This window comes from Sphingopyxis sp. 550B (genome assembly GCF_057401805.1).
Map to the genome: position 1 here is coordinate 3,651,771 of NZ_CM171610.1, position 21,373 is coordinate 3,673,143.

16 protein-coding genes, 1 tRNA gene and 3 pseudogenes are annotated in these 21,373 nt (G+C 62.2%); 9 read left to right on the forward strand and 11 right to left on the reverse strand.

Annotation, left to right across the window (positions count from 1 at the left end; all coding sequences use genetic code 11):
• Nucleotides 1-15: 15 nt before the first annotated feature.
• A pseudogene (istB, locus tag AC2S9W_RS17060) lies at nt 16-872 on the reverse strand (IS21-like element helper ATPase IstB).
• Nucleotides 869-2,124: pseudogene (istA, locus tag AC2S9W_RS17065) on the reverse strand (IS21 family transposase). The pseudogenes istB and istA overlap by 4 nt, the downstream one beginning before the upstream one ends.
• Before the next feature lie 516 nt (nt 2,125-2,640).
• Here istA and AC2S9W_RS17070 point away from each other — a divergent pair.
• Nucleotides 2,641-3,096: a hypothetical protein gene (locus tag AC2S9W_RS17070; protein ID WP_486571322.1), complete on the forward strand. Its 456-nt coding sequence runs from the start codon at nt 2,641-2,643 to the stop codon at nt 3,094-3,096.
• A gap of 62 nt (nt 3,097-3,158) precedes the next feature.
• Nucleotides 3,159-3,605, forward strand: a complete 447-nt coding sequence (locus AC2S9W_RS17075) for a hypothetical protein (protein WP_283420073.1) — start codon at nt 3,159-3,161, stop codon at nt 3,603-3,605.
• A 285-nt stretch (nt 3,606-3,890) separates the two neighbouring features.
• Here AC2S9W_RS17075 and AC2S9W_RS17080 read toward each other — a convergent pair whose 3' ends face one another.
• The 5 genes from AC2S9W_RS17080 to AC2S9W_RS17100 form a co-directional block, all read right to left on the reverse strand.
• Nucleotides 3,891-4,127 carry an NAD(P)-binding protein gene (locus AC2S9W_RS17080; RefSeq protein ID WP_244857805.1) on the reverse strand — a complete coding sequence of 79 codons (237 nt, stop codon included), beginning with the start codon at nt 4,125-4,127 and terminating at the stop codon, nt 3,891-3,893.
• 60 nt (nt 4,128-4,187) lie between these two features.
• Nucleotides 4,188-5,015 carry a 2OG-Fe(II) oxygenase gene (locus tag AC2S9W_RS17085; protein WP_486571323.1) on the reverse strand — a complete coding sequence of 276 codons (828 nt, stop codon included), beginning with the start codon at nt 5,013-5,015 and terminating at the stop codon, nt 4,188-4,190.
• Nucleotides 5,016-5,083: 68 nt separating this feature from the next.
• Nucleotides 5,084-8,494, reverse strand: coding sequence for an autotransporter domain-containing protein (locus AC2S9W_RS17090; RefSeq protein WP_486571324.1), 3,411 nt, complete (start codon nt 8,492-8,494; stop codon nt 5,084-5,086).
• Nucleotides 8,495-8,649: 155 nt separating this feature from the next.
• Nucleotides 8,650-9,303, reverse strand: coding sequence for a response regulator transcription factor (locus AC2S9W_RS17095; protein WP_212598860.1), 654 nt, complete (start codon nt 9,301-9,303; stop codon nt 8,650-8,652).
• Complete coding sequence (locus AC2S9W_RS17100) at nt 9,300-11,417, reverse strand: sensor histidine kinase (RefSeq protein WP_212596806.1); 2,118 nt, start codon at nt 11,415-11,417, stop codon at nt 9,300-9,302. The genes AC2S9W_RS17095 and AC2S9W_RS17100 overlap by 4 nt, the downstream gene beginning before the upstream one ends.
• A gap of 203 nt (nt 11,418-11,620) precedes the next feature.
• Here AC2S9W_RS17100 and AC2S9W_RS17105 point away from each other — a divergent pair, with 203 nt between their 5' ends.
• Together AC2S9W_RS17105 and AC2S9W_RS17110 are read left to right on the forward strand one after the other, a co-directional pair.
• Complete coding sequence (locus AC2S9W_RS17105) at nt 11,621-12,118, forward strand: hypothetical protein (RefSeq protein ID WP_212596805.1); 498 nt, start codon at nt 11,621-11,623, stop codon at nt 12,116-12,118.
• A 101-nt stretch (nt 12,119-12,219) separates the two neighbouring features.
• Nucleotides 12,220-12,287 (forward strand) — tRNA-Ser (locus AC2S9W_RS17110).
• Nucleotides 12,288-12,525: 238 nt separating this feature from the next.
• On the opposite strand, the gene AC2S9W_RS17115 is transcribed toward AC2S9W_RS17110, so the two are convergent.
• From AC2S9W_RS17115 to AC2S9W_RS17125, 3 genes are all read right to left on the reverse strand, one after another.
• Complete coding sequence (locus AC2S9W_RS17115; RefSeq protein WP_486571325.1) at nt 12,526-12,963, reverse strand: hypothetical protein; 438 nt, start codon at nt 12,961-12,963, stop codon at nt 12,526-12,528.
• 370 nt (nt 12,964-13,333) lie between these two features.
• On the reverse strand, nt 13,334-13,663 hold the full coding sequence (locus AC2S9W_RS17120; RefSeq protein ID WP_067182702.1) for a type II toxin-antitoxin system RelE/ParE family toxin: 330 nt from the start codon (nt 13,661-13,663) through the stop codon (nt 13,334-13,336).
• Nucleotides 13,660-13,893: a type II toxin-antitoxin system ParD family antitoxin gene (locus AC2S9W_RS17125; RefSeq protein WP_067182700.1), complete on the reverse strand. Its 234-nt coding sequence runs from the start codon at nt 13,891-13,893 to the stop codon at nt 13,660-13,662. Before AC2S9W_RS17125 ends, AC2S9W_RS17120 begins: the two co-directional genes overlap by 4 nt.
• Nucleotides 13,894-14,246: 353 nt before the next feature.
• On the opposite strand from AC2S9W_RS17125, the gene AC2S9W_RS17130 reads away from it, so the two are divergent.
• The 3 genes and pseudogenes from AC2S9W_RS17130 to AC2S9W_RS17140 all read left to right on the forward strand — a co-directional run.
• Nucleotides 14,247-15,095: a conjugal transfer protein TraF gene (locus AC2S9W_RS17130; RefSeq protein WP_237233976.1), complete on the forward strand. Its 849-nt coding sequence runs from the start codon at nt 14,247-14,249 to the stop codon at nt 15,093-15,095.
• Nucleotides 15,092-15,673, forward strand: coding sequence for a hypothetical protein (locus AC2S9W_RS17135; protein WP_067182696.1), 582 nt, complete (start codon nt 15,092-15,094; stop codon nt 15,671-15,673). The genes AC2S9W_RS17130 and AC2S9W_RS17135 overlap by 4 nt, the downstream gene beginning before the upstream one ends.
• A 53-nt stretch (nt 15,674-15,726) precedes the next feature.
• Nucleotides 15,727-16,842 (forward strand): annotated as a pseudogene (locus tag AC2S9W_RS17140) (conjugal transfer protein TraH); the annotation flags it as partial.
• Between the two features lie 292 nt (nt 16,843-17,134).
• On the opposite strand, the gene AC2S9W_RS17145 reads toward AC2S9W_RS17140, so the two are convergent.
• Nucleotides 17,135-17,290, reverse strand: a complete 156-nt coding sequence (locus AC2S9W_RS17145) for a transposase (RefSeq protein WP_148650832.1) — start codon at nt 17,288-17,290, stop codon at nt 17,135-17,137.
• A gap of 183 nt (nt 17,291-17,473) precedes the next feature.
• Between AC2S9W_RS17145 and AC2S9W_RS17150 the strand changes: the two genes are divergently transcribed.
• The gene (locus AC2S9W_RS17150) at nt 17,474-19,030 is read left to right on the forward strand and encodes a carboxylesterase/lipase family protein (RefSeq protein WP_486571326.1); all 1,557 of its coding nucleotides are present in this window, start codon (nt 17,474-17,476) and stop codon (nt 19,028-19,030) included.
• A 151-nt stretch (nt 19,031-19,181) separates the two neighbouring features.
• Nucleotides 19,182-21,353, forward strand: coding sequence for a TonB-dependent receptor (locus AC2S9W_RS17155; protein WP_067182684.1), 2,172 nt, complete (start codon nt 19,182-19,184; stop codon nt 21,351-21,353).
• Nucleotides 21,354-21,373: the final 20 nt, after the last annotated feature.

The following is a 21,373-nucleotide window of genomic DNA, read 5'->3' on the forward strand; positions in this document are numbered from 1 at the left end:
GCGATGTTTCGGTGATCAGCCGTGAGCTGGATCTTGATTTCCCTTCATTGGCGGGCGGCCTCGACGCTTCGGCGTGGGCGGATTGAACGAGGCGGCGCTGCGCAGGTTTTCGGGGATGAGCGCAGCGTGCTCCCGCATGCGGTAGCTTGAGCCCTCGATCTGGATGACGACGGCATGGTGGAGGAGCCTGTCGAGCAGCGCGGTCGCGACGACGGGATCTCCGAAGACCTCGCCCCATTCGGCGAAGCCGCGATTGGATGTCAGGATCATGGCACCCTTTTCGTAGCGGGCGTTGACGAGCTGGAAGAACAGGTTCGCGCCGCCCGGCGTGACGGGCAGGTATCCGATCTCGTCGACGACCAGCAGCGACGCCCGGTGAGGAAGCGGATCTTCTCCCTGAGCGTGCCTTCACGTTCGGCCTTGGCAAGCTGGGCGATCAGATCGGCGAGCGGGATAAAATAGACCGCTTTGCCAGCACGGACAGCCTCGACCGCAAGCGCCGTGGCAATGTGGCTCTTTCCGGTGCCGGGCGGCCCCAGCAGATGGACGACCTCGGCGCGTTCGATGAAGTCGAGGCCGGCCAGCGCCAGGATGCGGTTCTTGTCGAGCGAGGGCTGGAACGAGAAGTCGTAGCCGGCGAGCGTCTTGACCACGGGCAGCCGGGCCATGCGCAGGGCAGCCTTGATCCGCCGGTTCTCGCGCAGCGACAGTTCTTCGCCCAAGAGCTCGTCGAGCGCCTCGATGCCGTCGATCTGGCCCTGCTCGATGCGCCGCAGGGTCGCGTCGAGGATCTCGAGCGCGCGCGGCATCTTGAGGTTCACCAGGCTCCGGCGGATCGAGTCCACGCGCGAGGATGGAGCCGTCCCGTTCATGGCCGTCCCTCCATCGCAAGGCTCGCGCCGATGGCTTCGTACACCGCCAGCGATCGCAGCGGCACATGATCGCCGATCCGGCCGATCATCATGGTCGGCCGATCCGGCGTGCGCGGATGCGGCCGTCCGGTGCGATGGCGCCGGTCGATACGATATTGCCGGCGCCCTTCGAGCACAGGGTGCTCGGCAACAACGATGCCGCGATCGATGATGCGGACCAGGTCCGGCAGCTGTTCGACCTCCACGATCCGGCGGGTCCGGTCGGGCACGCTGTAAAAATTGCCGCCAACCGATACGAAGCCGTCATGGGTAACCCGCCGCTCAAGCTTCAGAACAGCGTTGAAGCGGTGATCGGGCAGGCGTTGCAGTTCCCCCTGCTCCTCGGCGAAGGCCTCCGCGACCACGCGCTGCGTCGTGCCGTGCACCCGAACGTTGGCGACGGTGTCGAGCCAGGCGATGAGCTGGGCGTTGAGGTCCTCCATATTGCGGAAGGATCGGCCCAGGAAGAAGTCCTCGCGGATATAGCGGAACGGCCGCTCGACTTTTCCTTTCGTTTTAGCACGATAGGGGCGGCACGCCCGGGCTGGAAGCGGTAGTGCTTCGCCAGCGCCAGCAGCGAGGGATTGTAGATGATATGGCCCTGATCGTCCTCGCCGGTCACCGCCGTCTTCATCCGGTCGTAGAGGATTTCGATCGGCACGCCGTCCAGCAACTCGAAGGCCTGCATATGGCAACGCAGCAGCGTCTGCAGATCCTGGTGCAGCACATAGCGGGCGAAGAGGAACCGCGAGTAGCCGAGAACCAGGCTGAACAGCCAGACGATGCGCACCGCTCCCGGCTCGTCGGTAAATTCGACAACGAACCGCGCGAAGTCGACCTGGCCCTGCACGCCCGCCTTCGTCTCGAAGCGGACCTCATAGGGCTTGGGATCATGCTCGGGACGGATCGCCGCCAGATAGCGCTTCACCGCCGTATAGGCACCAGCATAGCCCATCTCCCTGATCTCGCGGGTCAGCCGCGATGCCGTCAACTCGGGGAACGCCGTCACACGCTCACGCAGGAACTCCATATAGGGCGCGATCTTGCACGGCCGCCCCACCTTGCGCGGGCCATACGCCGGCACCTCCACGCCGCGCTCGATATATTTGCGAACGGTCTTGGGGTCGCGCCCCGTCCGGCGCGCAATCGCCGTTACCGACAGCCCCTGCCGGTGTAGCTCCAATATCATCATGGCTTCTCCAAGTCGGATCATCAGCGCCGCCTCCTCCGGGAGGTCATCGCGCCGATTTTGGCGTTCCCCAATGAGCCGGGGTTAACCCCGGCTCATTGGGGAACCTCGTCCAACAATCAGGGAATTTTCAAAGCCCACTTTTGCGGAGAATTACACGCCCTCTGACAACTGTCTGTCTCATCTTCATATATAATCTCACCTGATGATCGTTGATATGGCTCCCAGGCACCGCTTCTCCCCTTCAGAAGGAGGCGCCACCTGACAGGTCACGATCACCAAAAGCGCCCTTCCAGAAGAAAAGGCGCTCGCGGCGGTGTGTCTGTCGCTCCTCGGGGCTTCGCCCCTCGTCCCGACAGACACACCGCCGCCTTTCTCATCTAGATTGTCGCGCTGTTCTCACCTTGATTGTCGCGCAGCAGCTTGCCCCCCCGGGAAGTTTGTCGCCTCGCCTGGGCCTGGGACCCGACAACCCGCAGCCTTTCCGAGCGCCCGAGTTCCGATGGCGAAGCTGTCGTAAGCGGCTTTGGCGAGGGGACCGTGGATCTCGGCGAGGTCGATGGAAGACCGAAGTTGCCGGATGATATTCCGGCGGCTGTCTTTGACAGGTATCTCGCCGGGCGTCGCGCCTGTGGCAACCCAAATGACGCCGATGCATTCACCGTCTCCTACCCAGCCGTCGCTTCGACACCGGATTTGAACGGCGACGGCCAGCGGGACTGGGTTATCGAGGCGCCCAGCTTCTGCGCGGAGCAGGCGGCTGCCGATTATGGCTATGAAGTCTGGATCTCCGACGAGACGGACGGTGCTTCCCGCGCTTTCGTCGCGGCGCCCGGTCGCTGGCCGGCATTTCAGGTAGACCGCACTCCTGCAGGGATGCTCGACGCTCGGCCCTGTCTTACTGGCGAGATCTGCGAAACCGTCCCCCTCGAATGGAACCGCGCCGCCCGCGTATTCAGGCCGGCCTCATCGGAGAGCTTGTCGTCCCGCCCTTGACGCCTGTGAAACATGATTACAGCCGCCCTCGGCGGTCCCGGAGCCGCAGCGTGGAGTGATTTATGATTCCGGCGGTAGTCCTTGCGACGACCCTCCTGATTTCCCCCGGGCTGCAGTCGGCGCCGCTTGACGAGCGGGTATACGTTCTCAGCCAGGATGACCGCTGGGGAGCTTATCTCTCGGCGCCAGACCAGACCGCGCCGAACGGCAGAACGGCTTGGTCATGGTCTGTCTGGTTGACGCTGGACAGTTCCCTGCTGATCGACGCCTTTCTCAATGAGTATGATTGCGATAGGTCGCAATTCCGGAGGCTTCGGCAGGAGCGCTTTCGGGAGGGCGACCTATTCGACACGCGGGACTCTGAAGCAGGGCTCCGGTCCCCACACTGGCTCGAGATGGAGGGCCTGGTAATGGAAGAGGTCTGTCGAGATACCTACCTCACCCTGTCCCAGGCGGAAAACTTTCCCGCTGCTGCGGATGAATTGACCTCCGGACGTACTTCATCATGAAGTGTTTGCTCGGAATACTGTCCGTCATTATCGGACTGGAAGGTTTTTGGTCAGCGCTCCGGAACAGGCACCTGCGCGATAAGTCGGGATGGATATACGCCCGAGCGGAAAGACAGCCCCTCTACTTCTGGGTGATGACAGGGGTGTTTGCCTTGATGGTCGTGACGGGCGGTTTTCTCCTGTACTTGGCCATAACGGAAATCTGGTGATTGTTTGGGAGGGTGCCGTCAGTCAAGTCGAGCAAATCGTCGCAGGTTGGATAACCTTCATGCGTAGGCAGCGGCATCAGCCAGGCCGATAGCGCGCTGTAACCCGCAGATAAAAACAGGCGCAGTGAATTCCAACTGTGCCGCCACACACCTCTGGCCCGTCTTCGGCATCGAGGATCAGGAAATCGGCCTTGGCGCGGTGGAGGTAGTAGCCCAGCGAAAGCCCCATCTGGCCGCCGCCGATAATGACAATGTCCTGGGTCTCCATGCCCTTAGAGGCCGTTTCGACAGGGGTTGAGCGGCCGAGGTTCATGTGATTCCGGGAGTTTGCAGACATCTCGGAGGCAGGCCCGACGTGATCGGCTACTGCCAGTCAAGCATAAGGTCCCTCGCGTTGCCAATAGGTCATGACCACCTTTTCGCCTTGAACAACGGGCAGTCCAGCATGAAGGCTGGCGGGATCTCGGCGGCCCGTTACGTCCACGTTGCGGAAAATCACCGCTGATCCGGGCTGAGGACACACGGCGAGCCCGCAAGACGGAAAAGCGGTGCCGCCGCCCACTTCCGGGCTTTGCAGATAGACCAGCACCGTATTCACCCGCTGCCCGCCACGCGCGGTGTGAACTGCGCCGCCCGCGCCACCAGGAAATGAATCGAAGTGCGCCCGGTATTCCTGCCCCTCACGATAGTGCAGGATCTGCAGACCCTCGCCATTGGCAACGGGCCAGTTGGTGAGCGCCGCCAGCCGGTGTTCGAGCCGGTCGATTAAGGCGGTTTCAGCGCGCTTCAATATAACACCTGAGCTGGTCCGTTCCGGATGGGGTAAATTCTCGCCGCTGACCTCATCCACAACCGTGGAGGGACGCAGACCCCGATCGTGGGCAAAAGCGAGCAACTCGGCACATTCGACCGATGACAACACGTTTTCGCAAAGAGCAACGGCAGGGCTGGCCAGGCGCAGGGTCACTTTGATCTCGCGTCCCTCGCACCAGATCATCCCCGTGTCCGGGACAACTGGCAGAGCCACGACCGGCGCCGTCAGGCTGGGAAAGACCTGCGCGATGCCAGAAGCAAGGGCTGCGCGTGCATCCGCCTCATTCCATCCGGCGGCAATCATCCGGACTTGCATGTCCGCCGGATCGCAGCCAGCGGAGAGGTTGCTGGTGATCCATTCCTGCCAGCTTGGCTCAGATCCTTGCATCTCCTCCCTTTCGATCGGACTGGTTCCTGCGCGCTAGGCGTATAGCCCCGCGCGCAGGAACAGCCGGTTCAAAACCCGAAATGGAGCGAGGCGCTCACCGAGAACGGATTGCCTCCGGCGTTGCCCACGGTCTTGTGAGCCGAGAGAGAGAGCACGCCATTGCGTCCGATCCGCTGGTCGATGTCCGCGCCCAGGCGGGCATGGTCGCGGTCCACCGCATAAATGCCGCCCGTGCCACCCATGCCCGTGCCGATGATCTGGAATGCCGGACCGCCGTCGAACCGGTCGAAGCGGTGGATATATTCCCCGCGCAGACGCAGCGTCGTTGGCTCGGCCAGGGTGAAGCGACCGGTCAGGCCAAGGCGCCCTTCCGAAGCCTCGTCAACCGAGCGGCCGACAGTGACCGGGAAGCCGCCGCCAGTTTCAGTATAGCCATCAACCGTCACCTGGCTCCAGGAATAGCTGATCGTCGGGGTCAGTCCGAAGCTGTCGCTTCCCATCATGTCGAACCAGTCAAGCCGAGCGCGCAGGGCAATCCCGCGGGCATCGGTAGAGCCGGTGCTGGTGTCGGTGTTTGCACCATTGAGGTAGTTCCGACGCAGGTTGACGTTCCAGTCACCATAGATCGCCGTCGCGCTCAGCACGGCACCGCTCTGGCCGAGCCGCAGGTCGGCCTCGGCCACGCCGTGCCAGCCTTCCAATTTCTGCTTGCCGCCGAGCGTCAGGTCGGAATCCGACCGGTCATAGCCGATCCCCGCCCCCAGCCGCAGCGGGCCGGCATCGACGCAGGCGCCAGCTTCGGCCAACACGGAGTCGGTGTCGTTGCGGCCATCGCGGCGATAGTCCAGCACGGTCCACGCGCAGCCGCGGCCCGGCTGTACATAGTCGGTCAGGATGCGGTGATGTGCACCCCACATCATCAGCCCGAGGCTACCTTGCAGCGCGCGGTTGGGCGCCGCCTGCATCACTGTTGCGCTGAAGTCGTCCAGACCGATGACGCCCGTGCCCGGTGTCGGCGTCGGAGTGGGCGTCGGGGTCGGAGCGGGTGATCCGGCTGCGGCTCTCGCCAGATAGGCCTGGCTGGTGCCGTTGATGTTCCCCTGCCCAATCACCATCGTTCCGTCAGCGCTCACATCGGCGGCACTGGTATAGGTATTCGCGCCATTGTTCGCGCCCGCAGCGGCGAGCCAATCGGCGATCGACTGGGCGCCAGCGGACGTCCAGCGGACTGCCGAGTCGGTGAAACCCGCAGAGGAAGTGCCGACGGTGACCGTGCCATCGGCGCTGACAGCGTTGGCGACCGATCTCGTCTCTCCGGGCAGGGACGCAAGCGCGACCATCCCGCCTGCCTGAGTCCATCGGAATGCGACGAAACCGGTAGGAGCGGTGGAGCTTCCGACGATGACCGAACCATCTGCGGAAATGTCGTTGCCCGAGGAACTGAACGATTCGCCGTAGCGGCCGATCGCACCCAGTGACACCATTTGGCCGGCTTGGGTCCACCGGAAGGCCGAAAACTGGCCGTCAAAGCCGCCTCCCGAAGCCTCTCCGGTGACGACCGATCCATCCGACGAGACCGCCCGCGCCAGCGAATAGGTGAATCCGCTCGACGTGATCGCCCTGGCACGACCGCCGTCGATCCAGATCGCCGCGCGAGTGCTTGCGCTGGCGCTGGAATCCGGAGAGCTGAAGCCCACCGCCACGCGCCCATCCGCCGAAACGCCGAGTGCCTGGACGTTGACCGCGCCGTCGAAGCCCGGCAGCCTGACCGAGGTACCCGTGCCATCGACATTGCGGAACAGGAAGGCGGCAGTGCTCTGGGAGGTGGCAGCATAGGATCCGACTGCGACTGTCCCGTCATTGGAAAGCCCGCTTATCGTCATCTGATTGGTTGAAAAACCGTCGGGCAGAGGAACTTTGTAGCGCCCCGAGCCCGTTATGATGAACCCGTCCGAAGTCCCGATGGCGCGTCCATCTCCGGAAATGCTGTTGTAACGGACATTGCCGCTTCCCGGACCACCCGGAAGCAGATTGTCGCCAGTGACCGAGGGAACGACGATCGCAAAGGGAGCCGGGACGGGGGTGTTGACAGTCACCGGTCCTGGCGTCGGCGACGGGGTGGGCGTCGGCGCCGGAGCGGGCGTCGGCGTGGGCGCTGGGGTCGGGGTAGGCGTTGGCGTTGGCGTTGGAGTCGGAGCGGGTGTTGGTGTCGGCGTGGGCGTCGCTCCGGCCACACGGGCGATATAGCCTTGCCGGTGTCCGTTGATGATGCCGTAGCCCGCGACGACATTGCCATCGTCGCTGACGCCAAGCGCCTCCTGGTACTGGTTCGTGCCATTGGCCACGCCATTGGCGGAGAGCCATGCCGCAACCGTTTGCGCATTTCCGCTGGTCCAGCGCACGGCATGGGATTCGTTGACAACGAAGGTGCCGATGGTCTGTCCGGGAACGATTGCCTCGCCTACGATCACGCTGCCGTCGGCATTCACGCCAGTGGCAACGGATGCGAGCTGGTTTGTCAGCTTTGGCAGGGCGACCATGCCGCCCGCCTCGGTCCACTTGATGGCAATCAGGTTGTCGTCTTTGTACAGATCGTTGCCCATGACGCCGCCCTGCTGCGACGAGCCGACGATCGTTCCGCCATCGGCTGAAATGTCGTTCGCGAGGCTGGTCGCGAGGGCGGCGGAGTGGCTGGCAAGAACGCCCAGCTCGACAAATCCGGTGGCACGGGTCCAGCGCAGGGCCTGGACATTGGGGCCCACCGGAGTGGCGCCCGAATATTGCTGGCCGCGCCCACCGATGGCGGCGATGACCGAGCCATCTCTCGAGATGCCAGTGATCTCAGCATTGAAGGTCACGCCATTCTGCACGGGGCTGAACGTGCCGACTTGCAGCAGTTGCTCGGGGGCGGCGGTGCCGGTCCACAAGATCGGGATGTTGAAGCCCGATATACTTGCCAGACCACCGATCACATTGCCGTCACCGCTGACCGCAACCGCCCTGTAGTTTCCCGCGCCGGTGGGTTGGGCGAGGATTGTGGGGGTGCCGTCAAGCCACTTTACGCCAACCATACCGCTGAAATTCGTGCGCGCGGTCGGCTTGGCCTCGCCGACGATCACCGAGGCATCGTCGGAAATCCCGGCGGCCGTGAAATGGAGGTAACCCGTGGGCGCCATCAGGCCGGTGGCACCAGCAGGGGTGAAGACCCAAGCCTCGCTTACCGGCAGATTGTTGACCAGCTTGTTGTGAAACCCGATGACGGTCGTTCCGTCTCCGGAGATATCCACGAATTCCACGGTATTGCTGTCACCGTTCGATCCGTTTTCGGCGCCGTCCGGACTTCCCGGAATCTGCTCCGAGCCGGTGACCTGTCCGAAAGCGGGCGCAGGCAATCCCGCCAGCAGGGCAACAGAACCCAAGCTGCTGACAATAGCGGTTGTCGTCTTCAATACGGCGTTCGTCGCAAACGTGCCGGTCATCTCTGAAACTTTCCCCGTCGAGCGCCCGCGCGCAGTATCGCGAGCCCATCCGTGCCTAACTGGACTTTGAGAGAGGATGCACCCCCTGTTCCGGGGGGCTAACGCGGCGGACACAATTCACGGAAAAGAAAGAACACTTCCAATCCCCGGCACAGTCATTTGTCGGCTTTTCCGCCATAAGACAGGCCAAGTTGGGCCGCATGCCACGACGCTTCGGCCCGGCTCGAAATCCCCAGCTTGCGGTAGATCACCTTGATATAGCCCGAGACGGTATTCTCGCTGAGCATGAGCTGTGCGGCAACTTCGGCATTGCGCATGCCGCGTCCGATAAGGGTCAGCACTTCCAATTCGCGCGACGTCAGGTTTCCGGTTTCGCCTGCTGCCGGCCCGGTCCGCCGAAAATGCTCCATGATCCGCCGGGCAATGGAGGGAGAAAGCGCGGGGACCCCTTCCTTGATCTGCTGCAATTGGCGGATCATGCCTTCGCGCATCTGCTCCTTCAGCAGATAGCCCGAGGCGCCAGCCGAAAGCGCGCCGACGATAGAGCTGTCATCGGCCATCGCGGTGGTGACGATGCAAATGGTGTCGGGAAAGGCCGCGCGCAGGCGGCGCAGCACGTCCAGTCCCGACCCGTCTGGCAGGCGCAGGTCGATGAGGGCGAGGTCGAACACTTGCCGGTCCATTGCGGCGAGCGCATCGCGCACGCTGGATGCGCCTGTCACCCCGCAGCCCGGAAAAGCCTCGACTGCGATCTCGCCCAGCCAGTGCAGCGTTTCCGATACATCTTCCAGGATCAGCACGGATTTCATGCAGGGGCGCCTTCCAACGGAAAGCGCACTTCGATCATCGTTCCGCGCACTCCCATGGCCGCTCCGCGCGAAACCGTCATCGTGCCGTGAAGCGCGGTCGCGCGTGAGCGCATGTTGCGCAGACCGTTGCCCGCCGGCGCGGTGTCAGGATCGAAACCCTTTCCATCATCCGCAACCAACAGCACAAGACCTCCCGTCGTATCACCCAGGCGAATGCCGACCGTCGAGGCTTCGGCATGACGCAGCGCGTTGCCTACAGCCTCCCGCAGGATCGACCGCATGGCGGCCACCGATTGCGGTGGCAGTTCCGCTTCAGTGTCGACCTGCCAGATCAGTCCAATGTCAGCGGATGACAGCAGGTCGGCAATCTCCACCCTGAGGTCCGCCATCAGCTCGGCAAGGGTCAGTTGCTCGCCCGCGCTGTTGTTGATGATTTCCCGGAGGTCCGCGAGCGTGTCGCGGATCAGTTCATCCTTGCGCGCTGGATCGCGGCTGTGCAGCGCGCCGAGCAGTTGTACGCCGATATTGTCGTGCATGTCGCTGGTTATGCGCTGGCGCTCTTCGGCAACACCTTTTTCGTGGGCCAGGCGGCTGGCGATGGCGTGATCCAGCATCGCGCACAGTTCGCCCGCCCTTGCCTGCTCACGCGATGAAAACAGACGACGACCGTGCATGGCATGTACGAGACGAAGCGGCGGCAGCGCCCCGGTGGCGGGGATGGCAAGGGCTGCGCCGTCATCAATCACTGCGGGCTGTGCAATCGCTTCACCCGCCACGATCTTCAGCGGCTGGAATACCCGCTGAAGCAAGGCGCGCCAGCGGACCATGCGCTCCGCCTCGCCCTCTGCGAGCGCGATGGCGAGCATGTCCTGGAAACTTGCCTTGACCTCTCCGCCACGACGGAACAGCTTACGTGCAATCATATCGCGCAGGGGCAGGTAAAGGAACGCGACCAGCACCAGTGCCAGTCCGAAAGCCGGCGCGCGTTCCAGCGCGACCCACGAGATCAGAGCCGCGTCAACCGCGATCAGCAGTGCGGCGCCCGTCATGTAGAACAGGATGCGGAAGGCCCAGCGGTCGAGATCGAACAGGCGGTAGCGGGCGACCCCGATGGCCATGCCGATGTGGATCAGGAGGAAGAAGGCAAAGGCATAGCCCTGGGGCAAGCCCGGCGTCAGACCGACCAGGCTGGGCGCGATCACCGTGAATACGAAAGCGCCAGAGCCAATTGCGACCGACAGGCCGAACCACCGCACGACCGCACGGCCGCCGGGATCGCCTCGCGAGCGCCAGTATTGCAGCCCGGCGGCCAAAAGGATGCCGATCATTTCAAGCATCGTCGGCAATTGTGAACCAGCAGGAGGCCCATCGAACACCTGCAGGCTGTCGCCCAGCCACCATGCCCCGAACAGCGCGAACGGCGCCCACAACCATCGTCCCGGAACAAGTTTCCTGGGATAGCGCAGCAGCAGCGCGATCATGGCGGCGCCAAACAACAGGGCACCGCCGTGGTTCATCACCGAAAGGACGCGGAAAAGGCCGCCATCGATGGCGAGTTCACGGGTGCTGTAAACCGCGGCAGGAAATGCGAAAACCAGAATACCAAGGCTGGCCATGGCGAACAGGCGCGCTGGCAAATCGTCACGTCGCAGCGCCCAGACCCAGCCGCCGATCAGAAAACTCGACAGGCCGACAAGCATCTGCACCCAAAAGGCGACAGGAAGATCGCCGATTGGCCGCATTCTGGCGGGCGAAACCACCATCTGTCGCAGCGTATCGCCATCCAGTAGCTCTATTGAGATACTCTGACCGCGCATCATCCCCGCCAGCGCTGACTGGCGGGCGAAGAAGCGTCGCATGTCGGCATAGGTTGCCAGCGCGTCCGGCTCTTCGATCAGGTCGCCGGCCTCGATCGCAACTCTATTTCCGTCAGTTCCTCGAAGGGCCGAAACCTGCGCCGGGCCGGTCAGGGATCGATCAAGGCCCGGCGCAGGCGCCGCGTGGATGGCGCCGGTTTCATCGGCGGCGAACGTCACGCCCAGCCATGGACGGCTGATCGCCAACTGAATCAGGACAGCGCCGGCCATCAGTCCGGCCAGAACCAGCCCGATCATTACAGTTGCCAGCGACGGTCGCGCGCTCATGAAAGTTATTCGCCCCCCCGATATTACTGCCTCGGATTCCAGACTTAACGGCGGCGGGGATTCGCGCCACCCCCTGAACAGGGCATTCGCACGAGACGCTATCCCCTGAACCGGGGGGTGACGATTACAGCAATCGGTGCAAAGTATGCGCCGCCCTTGCAGAGGAGAATGACATGAAGCTCATCGGCGCATGCCTTGCCGCCGCCCTGCTGCTGACGCCAGGGATCGCGAGGGCTGATGAAGCCTCGGCGTGGAGCAAGTATGAACGACGTGTCGACGGGATTCTGGACGCTCTTCATTCCGCATGGCGAACGGGCGAAACCTCCGATGGCACCCGCCAGCGGGTAAAAGCCTTGTGCCAAGGCGTGACCCGGGACAGCACTGGGGGCGAAGGCATAATGCTTCCGGGCTGGGCGCGCAGCCTGATCACGGCATGCAGCTATGTTGACGAGCTTGCCGGGATGAATGCCGACACGATCTGGTCGGCCAACGACCTCAGGGCCAACTGCAAGCAGATGAAGAAGGACGCCGGCGATATGCTACGAGCCAGACCGGTTGCTGTTGCACCGCAAGCGCACGAAAAGGCCTTGCATCTCGGCACCGACCTCATGTTCTTTTTCGAAGGCGGATGCAAACGGCGGCGGGACGCCCGCTCCGTCTATCACCTTTGATAACGGGCAAAGATACCGTGGCCTGCCGCCGTCACCGTCAATTGCGCCGCGTTGTTCGCATTGAAAAATTGGCGGGTGCACCAAATTCGGCGGACACTGGCGAACGCATGCGGACGCTAAGCTGCTCTTAATCAGCGGGTCCTAGGTTCGAGCCCTAGTGCGTCCACCACCTTCCTCCATAAAATCAATAACTTACGTGGCCTGAAATTTGGGTCGCGACGGTCCGTCTTCCGCCTAGGTAGCAGGCTAGGTAGCACGGCCAGCTGTCGCATATTTTTTCGGTTGCGGCTGCGCGAGAGAATCCCGGCATCGCAATGACCCACTGTCTGGCGTCGCGGGGGGGCAGGAAGAGCAGCATCGGCGCGAACACGGGTCTTGGCACCTAGGATGCCACTTGGTTCGTCGATCTATGGCTGAAATTTGAGACGCAGAGCTTCGGCATACGCCCTTACCGCAGGGGGCGCGGTCGCCACAGCAAAGCGATCCAGCCAGTCAGCCCAACTCGTCGCGGCGAATCGGACACGCGCGCCGCGCACCGCGGCTGAGAAGTTCTCGATTTCCGCGCGGTGCCCTGAACAAGCAGAGGCAGGCACACTTGGTGGCTCGGCGTAGAGGTACAGCAAGACCGGCGCCCGATTGACCCGCCTGGCTTCGGTCGAGAGCCCAAAAGCGTGCTTCACGAGCTGCGCGGCATCAAGATAGCGATAGGAAAGCGGATCCTCTCGCAAGGCATCGCGCATGACCAGCCAAGGCTCCATCGTCTCGCCCCAAACATCGCGATCATACGCTTGGGCCAGAACGGCTTGCTTCTGATCTCGAAATGGTTCGAACCGCTTGGACTCCACGCCAATGAGATGGGTGCCGGTAACAACCGCTGCATCAAGCCATGCCCGGTGATCGGCTCACCAAGATCGAGATACCGTCGAGGCTTGATCCGAGTGCCTTTGACGGTCGCTATTTCTGTAACGGCAACTTGCTCGGAACGAGCATGCCCCGCGACCATGACGGCAACAGGCTCGCGCACATGATGTGGAGCGGCGTCGTGCCACCCGGCATGATCTATGTCAGGTCGCATCACCCACACGGATTCGACAGCCGTTATTTCGGTCTTGTTCCGATCGCCAAGCTAACGCGGATGACGCGTATCTTGTAATCGCATCGAGCGTTCCCGCCGTGCGGTACGCTGCATCAGCCCGACCCTTCGCACGCTATGCGTTAGTTTTCGTCGGAATCGTCGAGCCAGGCCGGGATGTCGCTGCGGGCGTCAAGCACGCGCCATACGTCGATATGATCCGCGCCCTCGACATAGAAGACGAGCCATGGAAAGCGCACAAGCCGGCGATGGCGCAGCCCGGGCAGATCCAGTTCATGCGCGTAGCGCGGCGAGCCGATGCCGGGATGCTCAGAGATCGTCCGGTAAGCTGCTTCGAGCGCATCGACGAAGCCGAGCGCAATGTCCGGCCCAGCATCGCGCGCATATTGGTCGATCGCCCGTTCGGTATCGCGGTAAGCTTGTTCGCGCGGGACAACCCGCTTTGCCGTCATGCCGCGCGGCGAGCCCGCGCACGCAGCCCCTCGAAATAGGCATCGTCCGCCGGCGCGCCGGGCGTTGACTCGGCCCCGTCCAGAAGCAGACGGCGAAGTCGCTGGCGGTCCTGGTCCTTGCGGATCAGCTCGCGTACATATTCGCTGCTCGTCCCATAGCCGCGGCCCGCGACCTGTTCGTCAACGAAGCTTTTGAGCGTGTCAGGCAGCGAGATATTCATCGTACTCATGCACGCCCATATAGCCACTTTGGCAAAAATTGGCAAGAATATAGACGCGCTCGTCAGCCGTGCGGGCGACCGCCGCCAAAGCAGAGGACAATTAGAAACATACCGGATCGGCGACTATCCCTGCCTCTTGCCGTGCCTGTCTCCAAAGCGCCAGCATTGGCACCGCAGGGCCCAAGCCTGGACCAATGAGCCAAGTTCAGCGCAAGCGGCAGTGAGATGCCCCAGCCGTTGATGGATCGCCGGGGTGTCGGCACGGTCGCGGCATGACGAATGCGATGAGATCAGTGCCGCGCAGGGTCGTACCCCATGACTCAGCGAGCCGGGCCCAGCTACTGCGTGGCTGCCTGTCAATCTTGCTCGTCGCATTGCCGATCGAGGCGTCGGCCCAAAGTGTGCCGCAGGAGAAACAGGGATATTGGTGGTACGAGGCCCCGAAGGCCGCAGCAGAGAAATCGTCCGATCCAGACGCCCTTCTGAAACCAGCGATCCCGCCCATGGCGGAGCTCGCGACATGGACGCCGCCAAGAATTCGCAAACTCATCGAGCAGCAGCGCGACTTTGCCGCCACTGTCCTGACGGTCGACGCGGTCGCGGATTTCTGGCGCCTCCAAGATTTCGCGCGCCGGAAGGCCCGGGCATTCGCGGGCGTCACGCAAATCGCGATGCTTCAGCACCCGGAGCTTAACGCCAAGTCGGCTAATCCGATGGTCGGCGACGCCCGCGCGGAGCTGAGCGCATTCAAGGATGCGAAGCGGCGACATTATCTTCGGTCGCACGCCGCTGAGTTCGCCCTTGTCATGTTCTCGCGGACCACCTGCGGTTATTGCCGGGTCCAGTGGCCGGTTATCCAGCGATTTCAGGAAGAAATGGGATGGCAGGTCACCCTTCTCGATCTCGACAACAGGCCGGAGCTGGCCCAGCGCTATGGTGTGGAGGTCACGCCGACAACCATGGTGATCCGGCGCGGCAGCCAGCAGCGGATGATCATTGCGTCGGGGGTCGAGTCTTACCCGAGCCTCGCCCAGACGGCCTATCAGGCCGTGCGCCTGCTACGGGGCGACATCCGGCCCGAGCAATTCCTGACGGGTCCTGGCGAGGATGACGGCTTTTTCGATGCACTGGCGAATGGGCCGCTGTCACCGACCGATCCGCGTGTCCGCCGCGGGGATCTGGTGCCGGCCAGCGGTCGCGCTGAGCCGTGAACAATCTCAGGGTCCTTTTGGGGATACCAGGTCTCGTCCTCGCGCTTGGACCGGCTGCCTCGGCGCAGGCGCCATCGCGGGCCGACGCGGTGCGCGCCGCGGTTCACCCGGTTGCGGATGCCCAGCAGATGCAGGGCTGGCTCTTGCGTGTGCCGGTTACGCGGGACTTTCCGAACGATTTCGGCGCGACGCTGCGCGGTCATGGATCAGCCTTCGAAATCGAGATGACGTCGGCGCCGGGCTGCGTGCCGTGCGGTGACTTGTGGCGCAAACTCGCCGCGCTTGGCACCCGCTATGGATGGCGGGTCCGTGTGCTCAACCGTCAAGAAGCGCTCATGCGATCGGGGCGCCTGGGCCTTCCGTGGGTCGGGCATCCCGTCGCCTGGGCGCGTCCGCTCGCTGACACAGGACGGACGATCCCGATCGCCGTGGGAACCGATCATTCCCAGAACCTCGCGCGCAATCTCTACCTCGCGGCCAAGATGCTGACGGGCGTTCGGCCTGCCGTGGGCGTGCGGGCGATGTCCAAATTCACTGGAATCGTCGGTGTGTCGGCACCCGTAACGGGAAGGCGTTGAGCAATGGCGGGCGCAACGTCTTCCCACCCTCTTGATCACGAATGGAGTCCGCCATGTCTCGCCCCATCGCACGCCTGTCCCTGCTGCTCGCCGGCGGATCCTTCGCGCTGACCGCACAGCCAGCCGCCGCCCAAAGCTGGACCGAGAGCTGGTTCGACAATGTCACCTACACATCACCGGGGAGTTTCGAGGATCAGACGCGAGGCTATGTCACGGCGGGCGGAATGTCGGGGCGCGTCGACGTCCACAACGACTATCTGATGTCGGTGAGCCTACCCAAGGTGAAGGCCGGATGCGGCGGCATCGATATGTTCCTCGGCGGCATGTCCTTCCTCGATCCCGAATATCTCGTCCAGAAGCTCGAGAGCATCCTTCAGGCGGCGCCCGCGGTCGCGTTTCAATATCTGCTCGAAACCCTCGACGAGAAGATGGGCAACATCATTTCGAAGATGGAGGCCGCGACCAATTTTCTGAACTCGATCCAGGTCAATGACTGCCGGCTCGCCAACCGGATGGTGCAGATCGCCAGAGGCGACGACAATATGAGCGGGATCATCGAGGAGATGACCGGGTACCGATCCGTGAAGCAGGGCTTCGCCAAGAGCTATCAGCAGAGCCGCGAAAAGATCGAGGCGAACAACAACAACCCGACCGAAGACCTGAAAGATGCGCTCGCCAATTGTCCGGCGGAGGTGACGGACATTTTCCGCACCGGCTCGCTGCTCGCGCACGCCGCGTCGCGCGTTGGCGCCGGCGATTGGGCCAATGTGATGCGGGCCCGTGTGGGCGACGTTTACATGCGCTGGAATGCGGCCGACAAGGTTCCGCTCTTCACGTCGATACCCCAATGTGCAGCGCAAGATACCGAGAGTGCGCAGGATTTTTTGACCGGTCGGGTGCAGCGCCGATCGATCAATGTGCCGCCGACCGCGGCCGATTGCTCGCAGGATGGCGGCGGGCGCGGTGCGCTCGCCCTGACCCGCGAACAGATGCAGTCGATAGCGGTTAAGATCCAGACGCGCGCGGCGCTCAGCGCTGAGGAACGGCAATTTGTCGCCAATGTGCGCACGCTTCCCATCTACCGGATGCTGGAATGGGGCGTTCGTCAGGGCGTTGTCGACTCCGTGATCGCCGATACCGACGAACTGGTGGCGCTCAGCCTCGCCTATCCGTAGCGAACACGGCTGGCCGCCAACTCCTTAATCCGCATCCTGAGGCCCGTCTGATCGGTGCGGTGGGACTGGTAGCGCTGGGTCGATCGATTGATCGCAAATGCGCTGCAAGCCCGCCGTTCACTCACCTGGTAGCTCGCCTGCAAATAGCCGACGATCTCCCGGGCCCGATTAGGCCTTACATTTTTCCGCAGATAACGTCCTGAAGCACCTCTCTGTCGAAGCTCAGATTCGCAACGAGCCGCTTCAAGCGCACGTTCTCCTCCTCAAGTTGCTTCAGACTCTTCACCTACGATGGCATCAAGCCGCCATATTTGCTGCGCCATCGATAATATGTCTGGATTGAAATCCCGGCCTTCCGGCAAATCTCCTCCACCGTCGTGCAATTATCAGTCGGTTCGGGAATAAACGCGATCTGCTGCTCGGTGGATCTCGATCTCTTCATGGCAAAAATTCTCGCGTTGTCAGGGGACAAACCTAACCGAGAATTTCATATAAAAACGAACCAGCGTTCGGGGATCGGGTCAAGGAACCAGCTTTTAGCTATGCCGACGGTCAGTCCAAGATCGTAGCTTGCATCTCGTTTCGAGATATTTCATCATATGATGAACAAACTGACTTCGTTTGATTGGGAGAGAAGATGAGAGCGATTTTTGGGTTGGGCGCCTCCTTCCTGTGCATCGCCAGTTGTTCGCATCTCGCGGCGAAGCAGCCAAAGTCTGCGGCACCAGTGGCTCAGATCCGCAGCGGATCCATATCAGGATATCATGCGGGCGATATCGATGTCTTTCGAGGCATTCCTTATGTCGCTGCTCCGCTAGGAATCCGTCGATGGGCACCCCCGCAAGCCCCACTTCGATGGGGAGGGACGCGGAGCGCGGTCGAGTTCGGACCCAGTTGTCCGCAACCTCAGCTGCCCGCGCCCTTCGGCGTCGATGGACCCAAAAGCGAAGACTGTCTCTATCTGAATATCTGGAAGCCGAGTACCCTGGGGCGCCATAAGCGACCGGTTCTGGTATGGATACACGGTGGTGCCTTCCTCATCGGATCCGGGTCGCAGCCGCTCTATGACGGGTCGAGGCTTGCCCGGCGCGGGGTCATCGTCGTCACGATCAATTACCGTCTTGGTGCGCTCGGCTTTCTAACCCATCGCGCCCTGCGGACCGAGAGGGTGCCCTCTGCCAATTTCGGGCTGCTGGACCAGATCGCCGCCCTCCAGTGGATAAAGCGGAACATAGCGGCCTTCGGCGGCGATCCGCACAATATCACGATAGCCGGGGAATCGGCAGGTGGCGTATCTGTCCAGGCACTGATGGCGAGCCCGGTCGCCCGTGGGCTGTTCGACAAAGCCATCATCCAGTCCGGAGGCGGTCTCGCCGCACTTGCCGACGCCCGAAGCGAAATGGCGCTGGCCGCCGGGGATGCCTGGGCCAAAAGTGTTGGGGCACCAGATGCCACCGCAGCCGACCTGCGAGCACTGTCGGTCGAGAAAATTCTGTCGGCTCCCTTCATCGCTTTTCCCTCGGTCGACGGAAATCTGCTCGATCGCAATCCGGCCGAAACCTTTGCGCGTGGAGAAGAGGCGAAGGTTCCGTTGCTGATCGGGGCCAATTCCTGGGAAGGCAGCCTGCGAATCCTCAGCGACGCCTTTGCTCAGGGGTTGCTGGGCCACGACTATGATGTGTTGCTGCAATCCTATGTCGCGCTTGGCCAGAATGAGGCGAGCGCCAGGGACAGGCTGCGCGGCGACCTGTTCTTCGTTCAACCGGCCCGGTTTCTTGCGGAGCACCACGTCGCGGTCAGCCCAACCTGGTTCTATCATTTCGATATGGTTCCCGCCTCGCTCCGCAGTCAGCAACCTGGAACGGCGCATGGCGGCGAACTGGCCTATCTGTTCGGAACCCCGGACGCTGCGCTGGTGAGCTGGGATGATCGGGACCGCATGCTATCGTCTGAAATGATGGACTATTGGTCCCGTTTCGTCGCTACGGGCGATCCGAATGGGCGAGGATTACCGGTGTGGCAGGATGCCCGGACAGGGCGTCACCTCCTGCTGCGCCGCGATGTCAGGATGGTAACGCCAACCGGGCAGGATAACCGGGTTTATGAAACTGTGACCGCAGCGGCAAAAGCCTGGACGACCGGTCCTGACCAAGCCGACGAGCCAACACCAAAAACACCGTGAAGGAAACCGAGAGCCGGGCCGCGCGGTCCGGAAAGGGTTCGCCATAGCCATAATGTTCATCGAATGACGAACAAAGATTGACTCCGCCACCAAACATGATCATTCCTTCATCAGTCGCTGAACATAAAGAGCGAGTCCAGGGGAGGATTGAATGAAAGATTTGTGCGTTCGCGGCTGTGCCCTCATCGTCGGGCTATCACTGTCGTCCCTTGCCGCGGCGCAGGCCCATGCGCAGGATGCGCACGCGCCATCCAGCGCCTCTGAAACCGACAAGTCGTCGGCCAGCGACAGGGAGATTGTCGTCACTGCGGAGCGGCGCACGACCAAGCTGATGTCGTCGCCACTCTCGGCCAGCGTCCTGTCGCAGGACGATCTGCGGGACCGGTCCATCCTCAATCTCGACAGCCTGCAATTTGCGGCCCCGGCGCTGACGGTCAGCAGCTATGGCGGCGGCAATCTTGTCAATATTCGCGGTGTCGGCCGCACTGAGGTCGTAACCCAGGCCTCGGCGGGCGTTCCGATCTATCGGGACGGCGTTCCGACCTTCAACGCTTATTTCAGCTCGGCCGAACCCTATTTCGATATCAAGGACATCCAAGTCCTGCGCGGCCCGCAGGGGACATTTGCCGGACAGAACTCCACGGGCGGCGCCGTTTTCGTGCGGACCGCGGATCCCAGCACGACAGAAATTGGCGGCTACGTGCAATTGGGCATCGGCAACTATACCGATGTTCAGGCGCAGGCGGCGCTCAATATACCGATCTCGGATACGCTTGCGATTCGTTTCGCGGGGGATGCAGAGCATCGCGATGGCTTTTACAATTATTCGGGTTCTTTCACCGGGCATCCCGACCGCTATGCCCGCGCGGCGGGCCGGGTCGGCCTGCTCTGGCGACCGAGCGATCGTTTCGAGGCGACCGTGAAGGTCGATTATGATTATTTTGATTATGGCGCAAACACCTATGCGCCGATTGGTTCACCAAATGATCTGTTCGACGTGTCGTCCAATACGAACCTATTCGCGGTCGACCGGTTCGTGCGGGTCGGAGGCACACTGAGCTACATCTTTGGCGACGGCACCATCCTGCGCTCGATCACCGGCTATCAATTCGGGAAGACACGGCAGAAGAGCGATTCCGACGGCACCGACATCGGGAACCTCACGCTCGAATATCGCGCGACCGAAGAAATCACCTCGCAGGAAATCAATCTCATCTCGCCCGAGGACCTGCCGCTCCGCTTCGTTCTCGGCGCCTTTTATTCCAATTCGATCGTCGACCTCCCAGTCTTCGAGATCGACGCACCTCCACTGGTGATCGCAATCGACAGCAAGCTGCGCCGCGACAATACGGCAGTGTTCGGCCACTTTAGCTACGACCTGGCGCCTGGACTGGAGATCGAGGTCGGCGCCCGATTCAATCACGCGACGGTCCGGCAGAATCTTTTGACGACGCTAACTTTTGCCGGCTTCCCGCTTGGCAGCACCCCCGGACCCGCCACGCTGCCCGACGATGATGAGGTCACCGGCAAGATCGGCCTGTCATGGCAGGTCAGCAATCAGCATTATCTCTATGGCTTCGTTGCTACCGGACATAAGAATTCCGGTCTGAACACGAGCATCTTCTCGCCGCCCTCCTTCGATGGCGAGGACGTCACCGATTATGAGATCGGCTATAAGGGGAATTTCCTCGACAGGCGTCTGCGTTTCCAGGCGAGCTTCTATCATTATGATTACAAGAATTATCAATTTAATCAATATGATGTGATGACGCGTTCTGCCGTCATTCTCAATGTTCCGGGCAAGAGCAAGAGCGAAGGCATCGAACTCCAGCTCGACGGGAATTTCGGCTCCACCGCCTTCAATCTCGCGGCATCCTATTCAACGAGCAAACTCGCTAGCTATTTCGCTGTCGATCCGCGCAACCCGCCGGTCGTCGGCGCTCCTCCCTGTCTTGCGAGCGGGCCGTCGACGAGTCCTCAGTGCCTTGACCTGAGCGGACGCCGCCTACCCTTCCAGCCAAAGTTCACCTTCAGCGCGGGTCTGCAGCATCGGTTCGATCTCGGTTGGGGCACGCTGACGCCGCGCGTCGATGTAGCCTATCTAGACAATCAGTACACCACCGTGTTCCAGGTGCCGACGATCGACACGCTTGCTGCGCGCACGCTCGTCAACGCTCAACTCGCCTATAGCTCCGGCACCTGGACCGCGACGCTCTATGCGTCCAATCTTTTGGACAAGCATTATGTCGCCGCGAAGCTCAGCGGGCTGCGCGTTGCCGGCGCCCCACGGCAATTCGGCCTGCGCGTGATGAAGACATTCTGATCGTTCCCCAATCCTTCCCT

Excerpts from the sequence above, each read along its gene's own strand:
- AC2S9W_RS17105 (WP_212596805.1), top strand. The coding sequence starts at position 11,621 with ATGAAGCTCATCGGCGCATGCCTTGCCGCCGCCCTGCTGCTGACGCCA.
- AC2S9W_RS17145 (WP_148650832.1), bottom strand. The coding sequence starts at position 17,290 with ATGAAGAGATCGAGATCCACCGAGCAGCAGATCGCGTTTATTCCCGAA.
- AC2S9W_RS17095 (WP_212598860.1), bottom strand. The coding sequence starts at position 9,303 with ATGAAATCCGTGCTGATCCTGGAAGATGTATCGGAAACGCTGCACTGG.
- AC2S9W_RS17085 (WP_486571323.1), bottom strand. The coding sequence starts at position 5,015 with ATGCAAGGATCTGAGCCAAGCTGGCAGGAATGGATCACCAGCAACCTC.
- AC2S9W_RS17100 (WP_212596806.1), bottom strand. The coding sequence starts at position 11,417 with ATGATCGGGCTGGTTCTGGCCGGACTGATGGCCGGCGCTGTCCTGATT.
- AC2S9W_RS17075 (WP_283420073.1), top strand. The coding sequence starts at position 3,159 with ATGATTCCGGCGGTAGTCCTTGCGACGACCCTCCTGATTTCCCCCGGG.
- AC2S9W_RS17090 (WP_486571324.1), bottom strand. The coding sequence starts at position 8,494 with ATGACCGGCACGTTTGCGACGAACGCCGTATTGAAGACGACAACCGCT.
- AC2S9W_RS17125 (WP_067182700.1), bottom strand. The coding sequence starts at position 13,893 with ATGAGTACGATGAATATCTCGCTGCCTGACACGCTCAAAAGCTTCGTT.
- AC2S9W_RS17120 (WP_067182702.1), bottom strand. The coding sequence starts at position 13,663 with ATGACGGCAAAGCGGGTTGTCCCGCGCGAACAAGCTTACCGCGATACC.
- AC2S9W_RS17080 (WP_244857805.1), bottom strand. The coding sequence starts at position 4,127 with ATGAACCTCGGCCGCTCAACCCCTGTCGAAACGGCCTCTAAGGGCATG.
- AC2S9W_RS17155 (WP_067182684.1), top strand. The coding sequence starts at position 19,182 with ATGAAAGATTTGTGCGTTCGCGGCTGTGCCCTCATCGTCGGGCTATCA.